Origin of the sequence: Streptomyces sp. NPDC048185, assembly GCF_043202495.1 — a bacterium.
GTDB lineage: Bacteria > Actinomycetota > Actinomycetes > Streptomycetales > Streptomycetaceae > Streptomyces.
This window is the reverse complement of record NZ_JBIDAN010000001.1, coordinates 921,114-937,926: the sequence shown is the minus strand read 5'-3', so window position 1 is coordinate 937,926 and position 16,813 is coordinate 921,114. Positions and strand designations below refer to the sequence as shown.

Below are 16,813 nucleotides of genomic sequence, written 5' to 3'. Positions count from 1 at the left end.
CGGACCGCCCCCTGCGGTCCGCGAGGCCGCCCCGCCGCCTGCCGGGCCGGGCGTGCGTGGCCCGGCCGCGCGGCCTCAGCCGGATCCTGCCCCCGCGGGCGGGGCGGGGAACGGCACGACGGCCACTGTTACGTTGTCGTGGCCACCGCCGTCCAGGGCGTGGCCGACCAGGACCCGGGCGCTGTGCAGCGGGCGCGCGGCGGCGTCGAGGGGCACGGCGCGGGCCATCTCCTCGGCCGACTCGGCGTAGTTCCACAGGCCGTCCGTGCAGACCACGACGACGCCCGGGCGGTCCGGCTTGAACGACGCGGTGTGCGGCTCCAGTTCGTAGGCGTCGGCGCCGAGCCAGCCGGTGATCGCGTGGGCGCGCTCGTCGGCGTACGCCTCGGCCTCGTTCATCAGGCCCGCGGCGACCATCTGCGCGGCCCAGGAGTCGTCCTCGGTGAGCCGGGCCGGAGGAGTGCTGCGGTCGACCGGCACCCAGTAGACGCGGCTGTCGCCGACCCAGCCGACGACCAGCAGGCCCGAGGTGACCACGGCGCCGACGAGGGTGCAGGCCGGGGCGTTCTGGTGGGGTGCCTGCTCGCGGGCCGTGGCGGGCTCGTCGGCCAGCGCGTTGACGGCGTGCGAGGCCGCGACGATCGCGTCGTGCATGGCCTGTTGCGGGTGCGTGCCGCGCGGCAGGACCGCGAGCAGCGACTCGCCGGCCGCGCGGGACGCGGCGAGGGAGGCGTCGTCCGGGCGGGTCGCGGAGGAGACGCCGTCGCACACGATCGCCACGGTCGCGGGTGTCCCGTCGGGCAGCGCGGTGTGGCCGACGCAGAAGGCGTCCTCGTTGCGGTGGTGACGCAGGCCGCGGTCGCTGACCGCGGCGACGGGGCCCGACTCCTGCTCCATGTGGTCGCGTTCGCGGGGCTGGGCGTGCCCGCAGTTCTCGCAGTAGCCGTCGTCGTCGACGCGTCCCGCGCTGCAGGCCACGCACACCCTGCCGGCAGCGGCCGGGGCGACCGGTGCGGGGGCGGGCCCGGGGGACGGCACGACGGCGGGGGCCGACCGCGGGTCGGGTGCCTGCAGCGGGTACTCGTCGGGCTCGCCCGGACGGTCGAACCGCACACCGGAGGCAGCCGGTTCGGCCTCCGGCCCTCCCGCCGCGGCCGGCGCGGCCGGTGGCGGCGGTGCGGCGGCGGGTGGTGGCGCGGCCGGCCGGGGCGGGGGCAGCGGGGAATCCGCCGCGTCCGGGTCCGGCACGCCGGCCGGCGCGTGCGCGCCCCGGCCGTCGCCGTCGGGCGGCGACGAAGGGGCGGGCACCGCGCCGTTCACGGCGATCGTCGGGCTCTCCTCGGGCCGCGCGGGCACGGCGGACAGGTCGTATCCGCACGCGCCGCAGAAACGGTCGCCCGACTCGAGCGGTTCCTCGCAGCTCGGGCACTTCGACACAGCGGCCTGCTGGGGCATCTGCGACATCAACTACACCCACGTCCGGGGGCGGTAACGATTGGCACGTTCCACCAGGTCGATCCTCTCCTCGCCGCCCCGCGCCAGCCGGGCCAGCGTGCGGTACGAACGCTCCAGGCCGAAACGCAGACCGCGTTCGTCCAGACCGCTGCCGAGCACTGCCCGTTCCCCGGCGGCGTGGGGAACGGAACCCCGGCCCCCGGAGAGTACCCAGTCCAGGGCACAGCCGAGGACCTCGACCGACAACTGCTCGCGGCGCGCAGGGTCCAGACCGTACACGTCCAGCGCCTCGACCTGCCGCGCGGCCGCGGCCAGGTCGTCCAGGAACACCGCGTCGCCCGGGGCCGCCGTGCGCCGGCGCAGCCGTGCCCGGACGGCCGCCACGCGCGCGGCCGTGCAGTGGACGGACGACTCCGGCACCGACTCCAGCGTCCGTACGGCACCGGACCGGTCGCCGCCCGCCAACTGGACCCGGGCCAGGCCGAACGCGGCGCTGACATGGCTCGGGTCGGCCGACCACACCAGGCGGTAGTACTCCGCTGCGTTGTCGAGCTGACCCAGCACCTCCGCGCACAGGCCGAGCGCCAGCTTGGGCGCGATCTCGCCCGGGAAGGCGTCGTAGACGGCGTCGAAGGCGAGCGCGGCGCCCTCGCGGTCGCCGGTCACCAGCGAGGCCAGCCCCCGGTACCAGACCACCCGCCAGTCGTCGGGCCGCTCGTCCTCCAGGGCGCCCAGGGCCTCCAGCGCGCCGGGCGCGTCGCCCTGCTCCAGCCGGGCCCGTATCTCCCGCAGCCGGGTCTCGGCCGACGGCGCCGGCGCGGCGCCGAGCGCGGTCAGCAGCTCACCCGGCGCGGAGGCCACCAGGCCCGCCAGGAAACCGGCGTTGGGGTCCCCGGGGTCGACCCGCGGGACGGGCAGGGCGAGGGCCGCGGCGGGGGCGTCGACGGGCTCGACCAGACCGGAGGCGTCGGCCTCTACGCTGCCGACGGCGCTCACGGCACCCGGCAGCGCGGCGCTCGCGCCCGCTCCGGGGGGCAGGGCGGCGGCGACGCCCGTCCCGGCGTGCGGTGCGGCGCCCGCGACCGTCCCGCCGGGCGCCCCGACGGCCGGTCCGCCGCCGGGCAGCGCGGGACCGCCGCCCCCGCCACCCGCCGGCGGCGCGGACGAGGCGCCGGCACCGCGTCTGCGCGAGCCGGTCACCCGGGCTCCCAGCGGCGACACCTCGCCGTCCAGCCGGGGGAACAACTCCGTGTCCGTGACGCGCACCTCGGGCCCGAACAGCGTGGACAGCGCGGGCCGGGCGCGGCCGGTCTGGAGCGAGACCACCTCGCGCAGCACGCCCGTCAGCTGCTCCGCCATCTCCTGCGCGGAGGCGAACCGGCGGGCCGGGTCGGGATCGGTGGCGCGCACCAGGAGCCGGTAGAACGACTCGTACTGCCGGAACACCTCGATGGTGTCGGGGTCCGGCAGGGAGTCGGCGTAGACGGTGGTGTAGCCCTGGAAGTCGAACGTCAGCACCGCGAGGGTACGGCCGACGGTGTACAGGTCGGAGGCGACCGAGGGGCCGACGTCGGCGACCTCCGGCGCCTGGTAGCCCACCGTGCCGTAGATCGCCGACTCGTCGTCGTCCATGCGGCGCACCGCGCCCATGTCGATCAGCTTGAGCTGGTCCTCGGTCTGGATGGCGTTGTCGACCTTGAAGTCGCAGTACAGCAGGTTGCGGCTGTGCAGGTGGCCGAGCGCCTCCAGCGCCTCGATGCCGTACGCGCACGCCTGCTCCACCGGCAGCGGGTCGCGGCGCCCCTCGGGCGTGCGGCGGGCGTTGGCGATCTCCTTGAGGGACTTGCCGCCCACGTACTCCATGACGATGTAGCCGTCGAGGGAACCGGTGCGCTGGTCGAGGTGCTCGACGAAGTTGTAGATCCGCACGATGTTGGCGTGCTCGATCTCGGCGAGGAAGCGCCGCTCGGAGATCGCCGCCGCCATCGCGTCCTGGTCACCGGTGTCCAGCAGGCCCTTGAGGACCACCCAGCGGTCGGAGACGGCCCGGTCGACGGCGAGGTAGATCCAGCCGAGCCCGCCGTGCGCGAGGCAGCCCACCACCTCGTACTGGCCGTGCACGACGTCCCCGGACCTCAGCTTGGGCACGAAGGAGTACGGGTGGCCGCACTTGGTGCAGAAGCCCTCCGTACGGCCGGGCCGGTCCCCGCGCGCCCGCCCGACCGGCGCCCCGCAGTCCGCGCGCGAGCAGAAGCGCTTGCGCTCGGGCACCTCGGCGTGGTCCAGCACCATCGCGCGCGGGTCGGGCCGCGGGATCGCCGGGACCTCCACCAGGCCTGCGCCGAGCCGCCCCCGGGCGGACGAACCGGCCGGTGTGCCCGAGCTGCGCACCGACACCGAACGGCCCGTGGACCGGCCCGACACGGACTGCGAGAGCCGCCCCGACACCGAGCGCCGGGACTTCGACGACTGCGACGACGTCCGCGCGCTGCGGCCGCTGGAGCGCGCGCTCCCGGTGCCCGCCGAGCCGCGCGAGCCCCGCCCGCCGCCGGTGACCCCGGTCGGCGTCGTGCCCACCGTGCCGTTGGACGCGACGACCGGCGCGAGTCCGCAGGTGTCGCAGTACAGTTCGCCGCCGCCCATGTCCTCGTAGGACCCGCCGCAGCCGGGACGCTGACAGGTCCGCTGCTCCTGGCTCATGCCGTCGCCTCCCCGTTGTCGCTCATGCGCCGGGCCCCGGCCCGTCCACCGGCCCGCCCTGCCCGGGCACGCGCGGCGCGGAGCCCAGCAGTTCGGCCGCCGCGTGCTGGTAGCGCAGGACGGCCTGCTCGGCGACGCGCAGGTCGCAGGGCGCGCTCCACAGCATGCGGCGCGCCTTCTCGTACTTCTCGGCCAGCTCGGGGTCCTCCGCGAAGCCCAGCCGGGCGACCTTCGCCTTGTACGCGTCCAGCCGGCCGCGCAGCTCGGCGCGGACCGCGAGCGGCGCGGTGACCGCCGTCAACGACTCGCGGGCCCGCAGCAGTTCGTCTTCGGCCTTCTCCTCCAGGGCCTCCAGGAGGGGGGACAGGCGGTGCCACTGGGCGTGCCTGCGGTACTCGGCGGCCGTCGCCAGCTGCTCCTGGAGCACGGTCGGCGGCCCGCTGACCACCGGCACCTCCGTCGCGGCGATCTTCGCCAGCACCTCGCCGCGCGCGGTGCGGGCCTCGGCGAGCGTGCGGTCCGCGCGGGAGAGCACGTCCCGCAGCCGCACGATCCGCTGTTCGGCGTCCTGGCGGACGGCCAGCACCGCGTCGATCTCGCGGCGCACGTCCTCCAGGGCGCGCGCCTCCCGGTCGTAGACCGTGGTGTCCGGCCGGCCGCCGCCCGGCGCCGAACTGCCCTCGGTGGGCACCCAGAAGGCCAGCGGGTCGGACACCACCCGTTCTCGCAGCCTCGTCAGGGTGCGGGTGATCCGTTCCAGGTCGTCACCGGCCGGGTGCTCGCCGGGACGCACCCCCACCGAGTGCGCGAGCCGGCGGGTGCGCTGGAGCTCGGCGGCGAGTAAATCGATGCGCGCGGGCAGCGCCGACCACACCGCGTCGGCGGCGACCACCAGGTCGAGGGAGGACGCGTAGAGCTGGTTCATCCGGTCCACCAGCGTGACCAGCGAGTACCGCTCGGCGAGCCGGCCCGGACCGCCGGACGGGGTGGGCGCGTTCGCGGCGGCGGAGCTGCCGGCCACGGTGACCGCCTCGCCCCGCAGCAGCTCCGTCAGTTCCGCCAGGTCCTCGCGGCTGGACCAGCGGCGCCGGGAGCGGATCTCCCGGGCGGTGCGCAGCGCGCCCGCGTACGCGTCGAAGTAGGACCACAGCAGGGTGATCGACGCCTCCGCGGCGGTCCAGCGCTCCTGGGTCACTCCCGTGAGCTCGGCGCCCTCCAGGAGTCTGCGGCCCGCGTGGTCCTGCAGGGCCAGCAGCGAGGTCTCGATCGCCTCGTGCTCCGCGCCGAGCCGCGCCAGCGCACGGTCCACCTCGTCCCGGTCCATCACCGGCCCGGTGGGTCCCGTGTCGCCCATCGATCACCTTTCGCTGTTGCGGACTCGTGCGTGCTCTGCTGCCGTGGCGCGGCGGCCGGTCAGCTCCCGCCCCGGTACTCGGGGGCCGGCGGTTCCGACGTGCGGGAGTCGTCGCCCATGGTCTCCGACAGCCACTGCCCGTACGAGTGCTGCCAGCCCCTGGCCTTGTCGGCGCGCCACTCCACGAGGGTCCGGTTGACCCGGCGTACCAGATCGTCGGCGTCCTTCTTCATCGCCACGCCGTAGTACTCGGTGGTGAAGGGGTCGCCCTTCAGTTCGACCGTGGGGTCCTGGGCGGCCTGGCTCGCGGCGAGCGCGCCGTCGGTGACCACCGCGTCGACCTCGCCGAGCTGGAGCCGCACCAGGCAGTCGAGCTGGTTGGGGACGGTGGTGCCGAGGTCGGCACCGGCCGCCGCCCTGCCCTCCGCCTGGTCCTTCTTCAGCGTGCTCAGCGCGGTCGAACCCGCCGCCGTGCAGATCTTCTTGCCGGCGAGCGTGTCGTCGTACCCGGTGATGTCCGAGGACTTGGGGGCGAGTAGCTGCTGGCCGGTCCTGAAGTAGGGGGCGGAGAAGGCGACGTCGGCCAGCCGGTCGCAGTTGATGGTCATGGTGCGGACCACCATGTCGACGCGGCCGTCCTGGATCGCCGGGATCCGCTGGTCGGTGGGTATCGCCTTGAACTGCACCGCGTCCGGGTCGCCGAGGATGTCCTGGGCGATGCGGTGCACCAGGTCGATGTCGAAGCCCTCCAGCTCGGCGTCGCCGCCCCTGTTCGGGTCGCGGTAGCCCCAGCGGTAGCTGTTCTGGTCGACGCCGACGATCAGCTTGCGCTTGGCGCCCTCGCGGCTGCGGATCGCCTCGATGGTGGGGCCGTCCGCGTCGTCCGGGGACAGGGTCTGCTTCTCCGGGTCCGTGCACTCCTCGGCGGCGCGTGCCTGGCGGCCCTGGGCGGCGCCCCGGCCGCCGGTGCCGGCGGTGCCCTCACCGTGCGAGCGGACCACCGGCAGGAGCAGGGCGAAGAGCAGCGCCAGGGCGCAGGCGAACGCCATCGCACCCACCCCGCCCCAGCCCTTCAGGGCGGTCCGCAGTCGTCGCGCACCCATTCTCACGCCGCCTCTCACCGCCACTCCTTCCCACCCGCTCACCGGGCCCTGGCCCCGCCTCACCGGTACTCCGACAGCCTGCGGCCGATGCCCAGCAGCGCGCCGGCCGCGCCCAGGACGGCGAGGGCGGCGGAGCCCTCGGGCAGCAGGCCCATCGCGTCCAGGCCGTCGCCCGCCGCCCGTTCGAACTCGTCCTTCTCGTGGTCGAGGGCGTCGGCCAGTGAGGCGTCGACGCCGTCGAAGCACTCGACCGTGGCGCCCTTGCCGCCGATCACCAGGTCAAGGGCCTGCTGGTAGTTGCCGTTCTCGTCCTGCTCACGGGCCGACGCGTGGCGCTTCTTCCACTCCGTCATGTTGTCGTCCGCCGCGGCGACCGGCCGGGCGCCCGCCGCGTCGTCGGCGAGCCGCCGTGCCTCCGCCAGGCCCTTGCCGAGGACGGCCATGTTCTTCTCGAAGTCGAAGTCGTAGGCGTCGTAGGTCTCGTCGCCGACCTTCGTCGTCTCCGCGCCGCGCGCCACCAGCGTGAGGTTCTCGTCGCCGCGCGCCTTGAGGGAGGCGATGCGGGCCTCGTGCAGCGCGTTCAGGGAGCGCACGCCGTGGTGGTAGGAGTCGTTCAGGTCGGACCGGGCGACGCTGTGGCCGACGACCAGCCAGAGCAGGACGACCGTCGCGGCGGTCGTGGCGGCGACCAGGCCGTGGTTGAGGACCCGGTTGGTGCGCCGGTAGTCGCGGTGCTGCGCCCAGCCCAGGGCCGCGAGCGCGAGGACGCCGAGGGCGATCGCCGCCCAGGGGTACGGCTCGGCGTCGGCGTAGTCGCCGCTCAGCCGCTGGTTCTCCCGGGTGTAGAGGTCCTCCGCCGCCGGGAGCATCTCCTTCTGCATCTTCTCGTTGGCGTAGCGCAGGTAGGCGCCGCCGACGGGGAAGCCCTGCCGGTTGTAGGTGCGGGCCCGCTCGATCAGGCCCTTGTACTCGGGCAGCAGGCGGTTCAGCCGGGTGATGGTCGTGGCGGCGGGGGAGTCGGCGCCGGAGTTGGCGGCGGCCTCCACGAGCCCCTCGGCGGCCGTGCGGACGCCCTTCTCGTACCGGTCGCGGGAGGCCTTCGTCTCCTGGCCGCCGGCCAGGAACCCGCTGGACGCCGCGGTGTTGGCGTCGGCGAGGGAGCGGTAGATGCCGGCGGCGGCGGAGCTGAGCGGCTGGCTGCGGTTCAGCACGTCGTCGGCGGCCGCGGACCGCTCGTTCGTCTGCCAGGCGGTGACGGCGCCGAAGGCGAGGACGAGCACGGCGAGCAGGGCGCCGATGATGCGCAGCCGGCCGGGTTCGGTGGTGGCGGCGGCGCGCAGGCGGTCCACGCCCTCGGCGAACGCGGTGCGGCGGGGCGCCGGCGGCGGGGACCCGGGCGGGGCGGCGCCGCCCGCACGCTGCTGGGGCAGGGGCCGCGGCGGTACCGCGGGCAGCGGGGGCACGCCCGCGCCCGGCGGCGGCGCCGCGCTGCTCGTCGGCGGTCGAGTCACTCTGACCTCCCCCATGGTCATCCGTCGCCGCAAGTATCGCGCCCCGCACCGGGATTCGCACCGGCCTTCACCCGATCTTGATCGGATCGCGGGTTTTCGCACCCTTGTCACGGCGTCGGTCGACCGGCGGAACCGCCCTCAGCCCCTGCCCATGAATACGCGTTCGGACCCCGTTCGGTTCCCCGCGGTGCCTCGGCGCCGCCGGGCGTCCACAGGCGCGCGGTTCAGGGGTGCTCCCAGGTGCCCTCAGGCGCCGTAGTGCGCCCGCAGCCGTTCCTGCGCCCCCGGGGCCGCTCCCGTCCGGTCCAGCCCCAGCAGCGCCGCGCCCAGCACCGGGGGCGCGGTCACCACCCGCGGCACGGCCTTGGGCGCCCGGGCCGCCAGCAACGCGCGCACGCGGTCGTCGAGCAGGGGGTGACGGGCGGCCAGGACGCTGCCGCCCAGCAGGACGGGCACCGGTTCGTCCAGCAGGCCGAGCCGGGTCAGCGCGACGGTGGCCATCGCCACCACCTCGTCCGCCTGCCGGTCGACGAGCGACCGGGCCACGGGGTCGCCGTCGGCCGCGGTGGTGAACAGGACGGGGGCCAGCTCGTGTCGCCGTTCCGGCGCGATGTGCCGCAGGTGCAGGGCCTCGACGAGGGCGTACGTCGAGCGGAGCCCGAAGTGCGCCGGGAGGGTCCGGGACAGCGCGGTGGGCTCGCCCCGCCCGTCCTCCGCGCGCGCCGCGTGCCACAGCGCCTCCTCGGCCAGCGCCCAGCCGCCGCCCCAGTCGCCGGAGATCCGGCCCAGGGCCGGGAAGCGGGCGGTGCGGCCGTCGGGGAGCATGCCCACGCAGTTGACGCCGGCGCCGCACACGACGGCGACCCCGCGCGGCTCGGTGACACCGGCCCGCAGGATCGCGAAGGTGTCGTTGCGCACCTCCACGGTCGTGCCCCACGCGCGCGCGTGCAGCGCGGCGGACAGTTCCTCCTCCTCGACGGGCAGATCGGCGTTGGCCAGGCACGCCGAGACGTGGTCGACGCCGGTGATCCCGGCCGCGGCGAACGCCCGCGTCACCGCCTCGGCGAGGGCGTCCACCGCCGGCCCGGTGCCCACGGCGGGCGGACGGAAGCCGCCGCCGCGTGCCGTGCCGAGCACCTGACCGTCCGCCGCCACGACCGCCACGTCCGTCTTGCTGTTGCCCGCGTCCACGGCGAGCACGCTCGCGCTCAGGCCCACGCCAGGTGCTCCCGGTTGTGCGCGACCAGCCGGTCGGTGAGCTGCTCGGCGTAGGCGTACTGCCCGACGAGGGGGTGGGCGAGCAGGGCCCGGAACACCCGCTCACGGCCGCCGCGCAGGGCCGCCTCCAGGGCCAGGTCCTCGTAGGCCGTCACGTTCGCCATCAGGCCCGCGTACAGCGGGTCCACGGCCGGGACGGCCAGCGGTGCCGCGCCGTCGCGGCCCACCGCGGCCTGCACCTCGATCACCGCGTCGTCCGGCAGGAAGGGCAGCGTGCCCCCGTTGAGGGTGTTCACCACCTGGTACGGGGAGCCGGTGCCGCCGAGCAGCGCCGCCGCCAGGTCCACCGCCGCCTCCGAGTAGTAGGCGCCGCCGCGCTTGGCCAGCAGCGCCGGTTTCTCGTCCAGGGCGGGATCGGCGTACATCTCCAGCAGCCGCCGCTCCATCGCCGCGACCTCGGCGGCCCGGGACGGCTTGTGGCGCGACTCCTCGACGACCTCGTCGTGCGCGTAGTAGTAGCGCAGATAGTAGGACGGGACGACGCCCAGGCGGTCCAGGAGCGGCCGGGGCAGGCGGAGGTCGGCGGCGACGGCGTCGCCGTGCTCGGCCAGCAGCCGGGGCAGGACGTCCTCGCCCCGCGGGCCGCCGAGGCGGACGCCGGTCTCCCAGGTGAGGTGGTTGAGGCCCACGTGGTCCAGGTGGACGTCGGCGGGCGCCGTGCCCAGCAGCGCGGCGAACTTGCGCTGGAGTCCGATCGCCACGTTGCACAGGCCGACCGCCCGGTGCCCGGCCCGGAGCAGGGCGCGGGTGACGATGCCGACCGGGTTGGTGAAGTCGATGATCCAGGCGTCCGGGTTGGTCCGGCGCACCCGCTCGGCGATGTCCAGCACCACCGGCACCGTGCGCAGCGCCTTGGCCAGGCCCCCCGCGCCGGTGGTCTCCTGGCCGACGCAGCCGCACTCCAGCGGCCACGTCTCGTCCCGCTCGCGGGCCGCCTGGCCGCCGACGCGCAGCTGGAGCAGGACCGCGTCGGCGCCGTCGACGGCCGCGTCCAGGTCCGAGGTGGTCACGACGCGGCCGCCGTGGCCCTGCCGGGCGAGGATGCGGCGCGCCAGTCCGCCGACCAGGTCGAGCCGGTCCGCGGCCGGGTCGGCCAGGACCAGCTCCTCGACCGGCAGGGTCTCCCGCAACCGGGCGAAGCCGTCGACGAGTTCGGGCGTGTAGGTCGAACCGCCGCCGACCACGGTGAGTTTCATTCGGTCATCAACCCTTTGCTCCAGTCGGCGAAGGACTCCGGCCCGTGGGACGGGGTCCGGGGGGCGGTGCGGGTGTCAGCGCGAGGTGTCGAAGACCTCGTCGCGGGTGGTCGCGAGCGCGCTCTCCAGCGCGCCGCGCAGGACGGGGTGTGCGGTGACGGAGCCGAGGACGAGCCGCGGCCGGGACGCGGCCAGTTCCGCCAGCTCGTCCCGGACGAGGCCGCACAGCACCTCGCCGCCCGCACTGAGCGTCGTGCCGCTGAGGACGACCAGTTCGGGGTCGAGGACGGAGACGAGGGAGGCCAGACCGGTCGCCAGGCGGGTCGCGTACGCCCGCAGCAGCCGGCGGTGCGGCTCGTCCCCGGCGCCGGCCGCGCGGGCGAGGAGGGCGGCGGCGGCCTCCGGGGGCGGACCGGCGGGTACGGGGGTGACGCCGAGTTCGCGGGCGAGCGGCGGCACCGCCTGGGAACCGGCGAGCTCCTGGAAGCCGCCGCTGTTGGTCCGGGCGACCTGGCGCACCAGCGGCGCGCCCGGCACCGGCAGGAAGCCGACCTCGCCGGCACCGCCGGTCCAGCCGCGGTGCAGCCGGCCGCCGAGGACCAGGGCGGCGCCGAGCCCCTCCTGGTTCCACAGCAGGACGAAGTCCTCGTGGCCCCGGGCCGCGCCCAGGCGCTGCTCGGCTAGGGCGACGAGGTTCACGTCGTTCTCGTACTCGACCGGCATCGGCAGGGCGGCGGCGAGCTCCTCCAGCAGGCCGGGGGAGTGCCAGCCGGGCAGATGGGCGGCGTAGCGCAGCCGCCCGGTGTTCGGGTCGAAGGCGCCCGGCGTGCCGATGACCACGCGGCGGACGTCGCCCCGGACGAGCCCGGCGGCCCTCACCGCGCCGTCGAGCGCGTCGGTGACCTGCCGGGCGACGGAGACGCCGGGGCGCCGGTGCGGGGTGGGCAGCTCGTACCGGCCGACGGTGCGGCCGGTGATGTCGGCGACGGCGGCGAGGACGCGGGCCCGGGTGACGTCGAGTCCGGCGGCGTACCCGGCGGCCGGGTCGACCTCGTAGAGCCGGGCCCCGGGACCCGGGCGGCCCTCCGTGGTGCCGCCGGCCAGCACCAGCCCCGCGGCCTCCAGGCGGGCCAGCAGCTGGGAGGCGGTCGGCTTGGACAGGCCGGTGAGCGTGCCGATCCGGGTGCGGGACAGCGGTCCGTGCTCCAGCAGGAGGTCCAGGGCGGCCCGGTCGTTCATGGCGCGCAGGACGCGCGGGGTGCCCGGCGTGCCGGCGGTACCCGCCATGAGCCCTCCCGAACTGTAAGGAAACTTTCCTGTCGAACGAGGAACGTAGGCCCGCCCCAGGGAGCCGTCAAGACGCCGCGCTCGGCCGGACCGCCCGCGCACGAAGCCCCCGGGGCGACGCGGTCGTCACCTCCGGGGGCCGGAGAAGGGGCGGGGCCGGCTACTTGGTGGTGCTCGGCGGGGTGATCGGGGAGGCGGCCATCGACTGCGGTGACACGGTGCTCGCGTACGCCGACGGCGCCGCGACGCCCGCCGCCGGGTCGGGGGCCACCGCGGTGCCGTCCACCGGGACCGTGGCGCCGCCCACGATCGGGATGTCGGCCGCGTCGAAGGCCCGCTTGACGCGCCAGCGCAGCTCGCGCTCGACGGTGAGCGACTTGCCCGGCATGGTCTTGGCCGAGACGCGCACGACCATGGAGTCCAGCAGGACGCTGTCCAGGCCGAGCACCTCGATCGGGCCCCAGAGCATCTCGTTCCAGGGCTCCTCCTTGCTCATCCGCTCGGCGACGCCGTCGATGGTCTCCTTCACCTTGTCCAGGTCCTCGCCGGAGCGGACGGTCACGTCCACGCCGGCCGTCGACCAGCCCTGGGACAGGTTGCCGATGCGCTTGACCTCGCCGTTGCGGACGTACCAGATCTCGCCGTCGGCGCCGCGCAGCTTGGTCACGCGCAGCCCGACCTCGATGACCTCGCCGGACGCCACGCCCGCGTCGATGGTGTCGCCGACGCCGTACTGGTCCTCCAGGATCATGAAGACGCCGGAGAGGAAGTCGGTGACCAGGTTGCGGGCACCGAAGCCGATCGCGACGCCCGCGACACCGGCCGAGGCCAGCAGCGGGGCCAGGTTGATCTGGAAGGTGCCGAGGACCATCAGGGCCGCGGTGCCCAGGATGAGGAAGCTGGCCACCGAACGCAGCACCGAGCCGATGGCCTGCGACCGCTGCCGGCGGCGCTCGGCGTTCACCAGCAGCCCGCCCAGCGCGGTGCCGTCGACGGCACCGGCGGTGCGGTTCATGCGGTCTATCAGCTTGGTGATCCCCCGCCGGACCACCGCCCGCAGCACCGTCGCGATCACCAGGATCAGCAGCACGCGCAGCCCGATCGCGAGCCACGTCGACCAGTTCTGCTCCACCCAGCTCGCCGCGTTCGTGGCGTGTTCCTGGGCGTCCTGGAGCGTGGGCACCCCCGGGGCCGTCGTGGAGGGCGACGGCGACGGTGACGGGGACGGACCGGCGGCCGACGGAACGGCGGCGGACAGGGACACGGCGGATACCTCCAGGTGCGGCGGCCCGTCCCGCGGCGCGGACGGCCGGGCGACAGCGGTCCAAGGGTCTGGTCCAAGGTCACGGGAAGGTCACCGGACGGGCAGGACAACCACACTAACGGGGCACGATGTGGGGATCGGCGCGAAGTGCCGAGGAGAGACCGTGCTCACCCGCGCTTGAACTGGTCAGGCTCCGGGGGATGCATCGGGTGTGGTCGAAAACACTCCCAGCCCGTTACCGGGACATGGTGGCGCGTCCACCAGGCATGAGGGGAGACTGACTACGGATCGTCCCGGCGCGAGCCACGCGCCGCCGGCGTACAAGGAGGCATCCGTGCCGCATGTCCTGGTTCTCAACGCGTCGTACGAGCCACTCGGCGTCGTACCGCTCCGCCGCGCGCTCGTCCTCGTCCTCGAGAACAAGGCCGTGTGCCTCGAGGAGTCCGGCGCCTTCCTGCACAGCGCGACCGTCACCGTTCCCGCACCCAGCGTGGTCCGGCTCAAGCGATTCGTGCGGGTCCCCTACCGGGGGCCCGTTCCTCTCACCAGGCGGGCGCTCTTCGCGCGCGACGGAGGCCGGTGCATGTACTGCGGCGGGGTCGCCACCAGCGTCGACCACGTCGTCCCCCGCAGCCGCGGGGGGCAGCACGTCTGGGACAACGTGGTGGCGTCCTGCCGCCGCTGCAACCACGTCAAGGCCGACCGGCACCTCGGCGAGATCGGCTGGCGCCTGCGCCACAAGCCGGCCCCGCCCACCGGTCTGGCCTGGCGCATCATCGGCACGGGCCACCGCGACCCGCGCTGGCTCCCGTACCTCCAGCCGTACGGAGCGGACGACGCGCTGGCCCGCATCGACGGCATCTCGGCCTGACGGCCGGGGGCGCGGGCGACCGTTCGGCCACTCGGCGGAAAGTCTCCCGCGCCCCCGGCCGTCAGGGCGTCACGCGTACCGCAGCTCTCCGGGACTCACCGAGCGGCCCAGCAGGGGCAGGGCCGTCGCCGCGGCGAGCAGGCACGCCGCGTACACCGCGGGGGCGGCCAGCAGGGCCGTCCACGGCACCGAGCCGGCTCCGGTCAGCGCCGCGTACCAGGTGCCGACCGCCATGCCCCCGGCGCAGGCCAGCAGCAGGGCGGGTGCGAGGGGGAGGGCGGTCTCCAGGAGGAGGGCACGGCCGAGGACCGCGCGCGGGACGCCGGCGGCCGCCTGGGCGGCCAGCGTCCGGCGCCGGGTGGCCACGGACTCCGCGGTGCCCACGGCGAGGCCGGACAGGGCGATCGCGAGGGCGACGAGGAGCGCGGCGCCGGTCAGGTCCAGGCCGGTGGTGTAGTACGCCGTGTCGGCCGCCCACGGCCTGTCGGACCGCAGCTCGGTGAGGAACGCGTGCCGGATGCACAGGAAGGCCGTCGCGGCGACCGTCACCACCAGGAGGGCCGCGTGCGTGCGGGCCGGCGCCCACGGGTCGTCGCGCAGCCGCTCCGCGGCGATCAGCGGCGCCGCGCTCCGGGCCCGCCCGGCGATCAGCCGCCCGATGCGCCGAGACGCCGCCCCCGCCAGCCACACGGCACCCGCGCCGAGCGCGAGGACGAGGCAGAACACCGTCAGCGGCGTCTCCCAGTGCAGCCGGTTGCCGGAGCCGCGGCGGCCGGTGTCCATGGCGAACGGCGCCACGGCGGCCAGCAGAGCCAGAGCGGCCAGGAACAGCAGCCCCGGTCCCCGCCCCGTGACCGGCCGCACCCGGCGGACCCGGCCCAGCGGCGACGCCACCACCCGGCGCAGCGCCAGCGCGCCCGCCGCCGCGCCGAGCACCGGCACGCCGACGGCGACCAGCGCGACACCCGCCCAGGTCACCGCGTTCGGCCCGCTCCACAGCCGCAGCAGCGCGAGCACCGAGCCGGTGGTCGCGACCGCCGAGCCCACCAGACAGGCCAGCCCGGTCTCCAGGGCCGCGATCCGCCGCACCTGCCACGGCGTCGCCCCGGCCAGCCGCAGCCCGGCCAGGCGCCGGTCGCGGTGGACGGCGCCGATCCGGGTGCACTGCCCGAGGAAGGCCAGCACGGGCACCAGCAACAGCAGCAGGCCGGCGATCACCCCGGAACGGGTGCCGGGGTCGCTCAGCAGGCCGTGGAGGGCGGACACGGTGTGGACGCCGTCGACGGACGCCAGGGCGACGGCCGCGAGCGCGAAGCCTGTCGCGAGTGCCGCCCCCGCCCCCGTGAGCGTGATCCGCCACCACTCCCGGCGGTCGGAGCCGCGCAGCAGCTGCCGGGCCAGCCGGACATCGGAGAACAGCGGGGAACCGACCGCGCTCACGCCGTCACCCCCAGCGCCGCCACGGCACCGTCCCGCACCTGGACCTCGCGGTCGGCGTACGCCGCCACCTGCGCGTCGTGCGTGACGAGCAGCACGGCCGTGCCCGCTGCCCGGGCCGCGTGCGTCAGTGCCGCCATCAGCTGCTCGCTCGCCAGTGAGTCCAGCGCCCCGGTCGGCTCGTCCGCGAAGACCACCCTCGGCCCGGTGACCAGCGCGCGCGCCAGTGCCGCACGCTGGGCCTGGCCGCCACTCAGCTCGCCCGGCCGCAGCTCCCCCTGCCCGGCCGCCCCGAACCGCTCCAGCCACTCGCCGGCCCGCGCCCGCGCCTCGGCGCGTCCGGTGCCCGCCAGCATCAGGGGCAGTGCCACGTTGTCCAGGGCCGTCAGCTCGGGGATCAGCTGACCGAACTGGAAGACCACGCCGAAGTCGGTGCGCCGCAGCTCGCTCAGCCGCTTCTCCGGCAGCCGCTCCAGCCGCTGCCCGTCGTACGTGACCGAGCCGGCGTCCGGCCGGACGATTCCGGCCAGGCAGTGCAGCAGCGTCGACTTCCCGCTGCCGCTGGCCCCGGTGACGGCGAGGATCTCACCGGCCCGCAGTTCGACACCGGCGCCGCGCAGGGCCCGCGTCCTGCCGTGTGCCTTGACCAGACCGGTGGCCGCCAGCAGCGGCCCCGTCTCCCCGTACGTCATGTCGCGCGAACCTCCGCGGTCAGGGTGGTGAGCCGGGCCGCCGTCGTGGTCATCCAACGGAGGTCGGCATCGAGGTGGTTGAGGGCGTAGTCGGCCGAGAGCACGGTCGTCAGGTCCGCGCCCGGAGCGGTCTTGACCGCCGTGAGCTCCCGCATCCGCCGCATGTGGGCGGCGCGCTGGGCCAGCAGGTAGGCGTCCGCGTCGGCGCCGGTGAGGATCGAGACGAGAAGCTTGACGAAGATCTCGTTCGTGACGAAGGGGGCCGGCGGCGCGATCTCCGCCGCCCAGCGCGTCAGTTCCCGCGCGCCCTCGTCCGTCACCCGGTACGCCGTCCGTTCCGGTCCGCCGTCCGACGCGGTGCCGTCGACCTCCGCGAGGCCGTCCCGGACCAGGCGCTGCAGCGTCGTGTAGACCTGCCCGTAGGCCAGCGGACGGGCTTGCGGCAAGCGTTCGTCGTGGCGCCGCTTCAGGTCGTAGCCATGGCTCGGGCCCGAGGCGAGCAGGCCCAGCAGGAGGTGACGGGTGCTCATGGAGATCAGTATTCACCAGATACATGTACTGAGTGAATAGCGAGAGGGGTGGCAATCGGGCCGCGATCCGGCTCAAGCTCGAACGCGTGACGGGCGCAGAGTGAATTCGCCCGGTTCCTGACCTTATAGCCGGGG

13 protein-coding genes are annotated in these 16,813 nt (G+C 75.4%); 1 reads left to right on the top strand and 12 read right to left on the bottom strand.

From position 1 onward, the window contains the following. Positions 1 to 75: 75 nt before the first annotated feature. From ACGF3H_RS04165 to ACGF3H_RS04125, 9 genes are all read right to left on the bottom strand, one after another. Positions 76 to 1,464, bottom strand: coding sequence for a PP2C family serine/threonine-protein phosphatase (locus ACGF3H_RS04165; protein WP_362492096.1), 1,389 nt, complete (start codon positions 1,462 to 1,464; stop codon positions 76 to 78). Between the two features lie 3 nt (positions 1,465 to 1,467). After that, positions 1,468 to 4,155: a tetratricopeptide repeat protein gene (locus ACGF3H_RS04160; RefSeq protein WP_362492099.1), complete on the bottom strand. Its 2,688-nt coding sequence runs from the start codon at positions 4,153 to 4,155 to the stop codon at positions 1,468 to 1,470. A gap of 22 nt (positions 4,156 to 4,177) precedes the next feature. Beyond that, positions 4,178 to 5,509: a hypothetical protein gene (locus tag ACGF3H_RS04155; protein ID WP_362492102.1), complete on the bottom strand. Its 1,332-nt coding sequence runs from the start codon at positions 5,507 to 5,509 to the stop codon at positions 4,178 to 4,180. Between the two features lie 59 nt (positions 5,510 to 5,568). Further along, positions 5,569 to 6,612 (bottom strand): glutamate ABC transporter substrate-binding protein, encoded by a 1,044-nt coding sequence (locus ACGF3H_RS04150; protein ID WP_362492105.1) that lies wholly within the window; start codon positions 6,610 to 6,612, stop codon positions 5,569 to 5,571. A 59-nt stretch (positions 6,613 to 6,671) separates the two neighbouring features. Continuing rightward, the gene (locus ACGF3H_RS04145; RefSeq protein ID WP_362492108.1) at positions 6,672 to 8,123 is read right to left on the bottom strand and encodes a hypothetical protein; all 1,452 of its coding nucleotides are present in this window, start codon (positions 8,121 to 8,123) and stop codon (positions 6,672 to 6,674) included. Between the two features lie 246 nt (positions 8,124 to 8,369). Continuing rightward, positions 8,370 to 9,341 (bottom strand): BadF/BadG/BcrA/BcrD ATPase family protein, encoded by a 972-nt coding sequence (locus tag ACGF3H_RS04140; RefSeq protein ID WP_362492110.1) that lies wholly within the window; start codon positions 9,339 to 9,341, stop codon positions 8,370 to 8,372. Next, positions 9,332 to 10,597, bottom strand: a complete 1,266-nt coding sequence (locus ACGF3H_RS04135; protein WP_362492113.1) for a 6-phospho-beta-glucosidase — start codon at positions 10,595 to 10,597, stop codon at positions 9,332 to 9,334. The genes ACGF3H_RS04140 and ACGF3H_RS04135 overlap by 10 nt, the downstream gene beginning before the upstream one ends. Before the next feature lie 75 nt (positions 10,598 to 10,672). Beyond that, positions 10,673 to 11,884, bottom strand: a complete 1,212-nt coding sequence (locus ACGF3H_RS04130; RefSeq protein WP_362492116.1) for an ROK family transcriptional regulator — start codon at positions 11,882 to 11,884, stop codon at positions 10,673 to 10,675. Between the two features lie 160 nt (positions 11,885 to 12,044). Beyond that, complete coding sequence (locus ACGF3H_RS04125; protein ID WP_362492119.1) at positions 12,045 to 13,148, bottom strand: mechanosensitive ion channel family protein; 1,104 nt, start codon at positions 13,146 to 13,148, stop codon at positions 12,045 to 12,047. 334 nt (positions 13,149 to 13,482) lie between these two features. On the opposite strand from ACGF3H_RS04125, the gene ACGF3H_RS04120 reads away from it, so the two are divergent. After that, positions 13,483 to 14,019, top strand: coding sequence for an HNH endonuclease (locus ACGF3H_RS04120; protein WP_359397602.1), 537 nt, complete (start codon positions 13,483 to 13,485; stop codon positions 14,017 to 14,019). 69 nt (positions 14,020 to 14,088) lie between these two features. Here ACGF3H_RS04120 and ACGF3H_RS04115 read toward each other — a convergent pair whose 3' ends face one another. Genes ACGF3H_RS04115 through ACGF3H_RS04105 form a run of 3 tightly spaced genes read right to left on the bottom strand, consistent with a single transcriptional unit; the run spans position 14,089 to position 16,678 of the window. Next, on the bottom strand, positions 14,089 to 15,459 hold the full coding sequence (locus ACGF3H_RS04115) for an FtsX-like permease family protein (RefSeq protein WP_362492122.1): 1,371 nt from the start codon (positions 15,457 to 15,459) through the stop codon (positions 14,089 to 14,091). Continuing rightward, entirely contained in the window at positions 15,456 to 16,148 is a 693-nt protein-coding gene (locus ACGF3H_RS04110) for an ATP-binding cassette domain-containing protein (protein ID WP_362492125.1), read from the bottom strand. Before ACGF3H_RS04110 ends, ACGF3H_RS04115 begins: the two co-directional genes overlap by 4 nt. After that, positions 16,145 to 16,678, bottom strand: a complete 534-nt coding sequence (locus tag ACGF3H_RS04105; RefSeq protein ID WP_362492128.1) for a PadR family transcriptional regulator — start codon at positions 16,676 to 16,678, stop codon at positions 16,145 to 16,147. The genes ACGF3H_RS04110 and ACGF3H_RS04105 overlap by 4 nt, the downstream gene beginning before the upstream one ends. Positions 16,679 to 16,813 lie beyond the last annotated feature (135 nt).

Excerpts from the sequence above, each read along its gene's own strand:
- ACGF3H_RS04150 (WP_362492105.1), bottom strand. The coding sequence starts at position 6,612 with ATGGGTGCGCGACGACTGCGGACCGCCCTGAAGGGCTGGGGCGGGGTG.
- ACGF3H_RS04155 (WP_362492102.1), bottom strand. The coding sequence starts at position 5,509 with ATGGGCGACACGGGACCCACCGGGCCGGTGATGGACCGGGACGAGGTG.
- ACGF3H_RS04110 (WP_362492125.1), bottom strand. The coding sequence starts at position 16,148 with ATGACGTACGGGGAGACGGGGCCGCTGCTGGCGGCCACCGGTCTGGTC.
- ACGF3H_RS04165 (WP_362492096.1), bottom strand. The coding sequence starts at position 1,464 with ATGTCGCAGATGCCCCAGCAGGCCGCTGTGTCGAAGTGCCCGAGCTGC.
- ACGF3H_RS04105 (WP_362492128.1), bottom strand. The coding sequence starts at position 16,678 with ATGAGCACCCGTCACCTCCTGCTGGGCCTGCTCGCCTCGGGCCCGAGC.
- ACGF3H_RS04160 (WP_362492099.1), bottom strand. The coding sequence starts at position 4,155 with ATGAGCCAGGAGCAGCGGACCTGTCAGCGTCCCGGCTGCGGCGGGTCC.
- ACGF3H_RS04130 (WP_362492116.1), bottom strand. The coding sequence starts at position 11,884 with ATGGCGGGTACCGCCGGCACGCCGGGCACCCCGCGCGTCCTGCGCGCC.
- ACGF3H_RS04135 (WP_362492113.1), bottom strand. The coding sequence starts at position 10,597 with ATGAAACTCACCGTGGTCGGCGGCGGTTCGACCTACACGCCCGAACTC.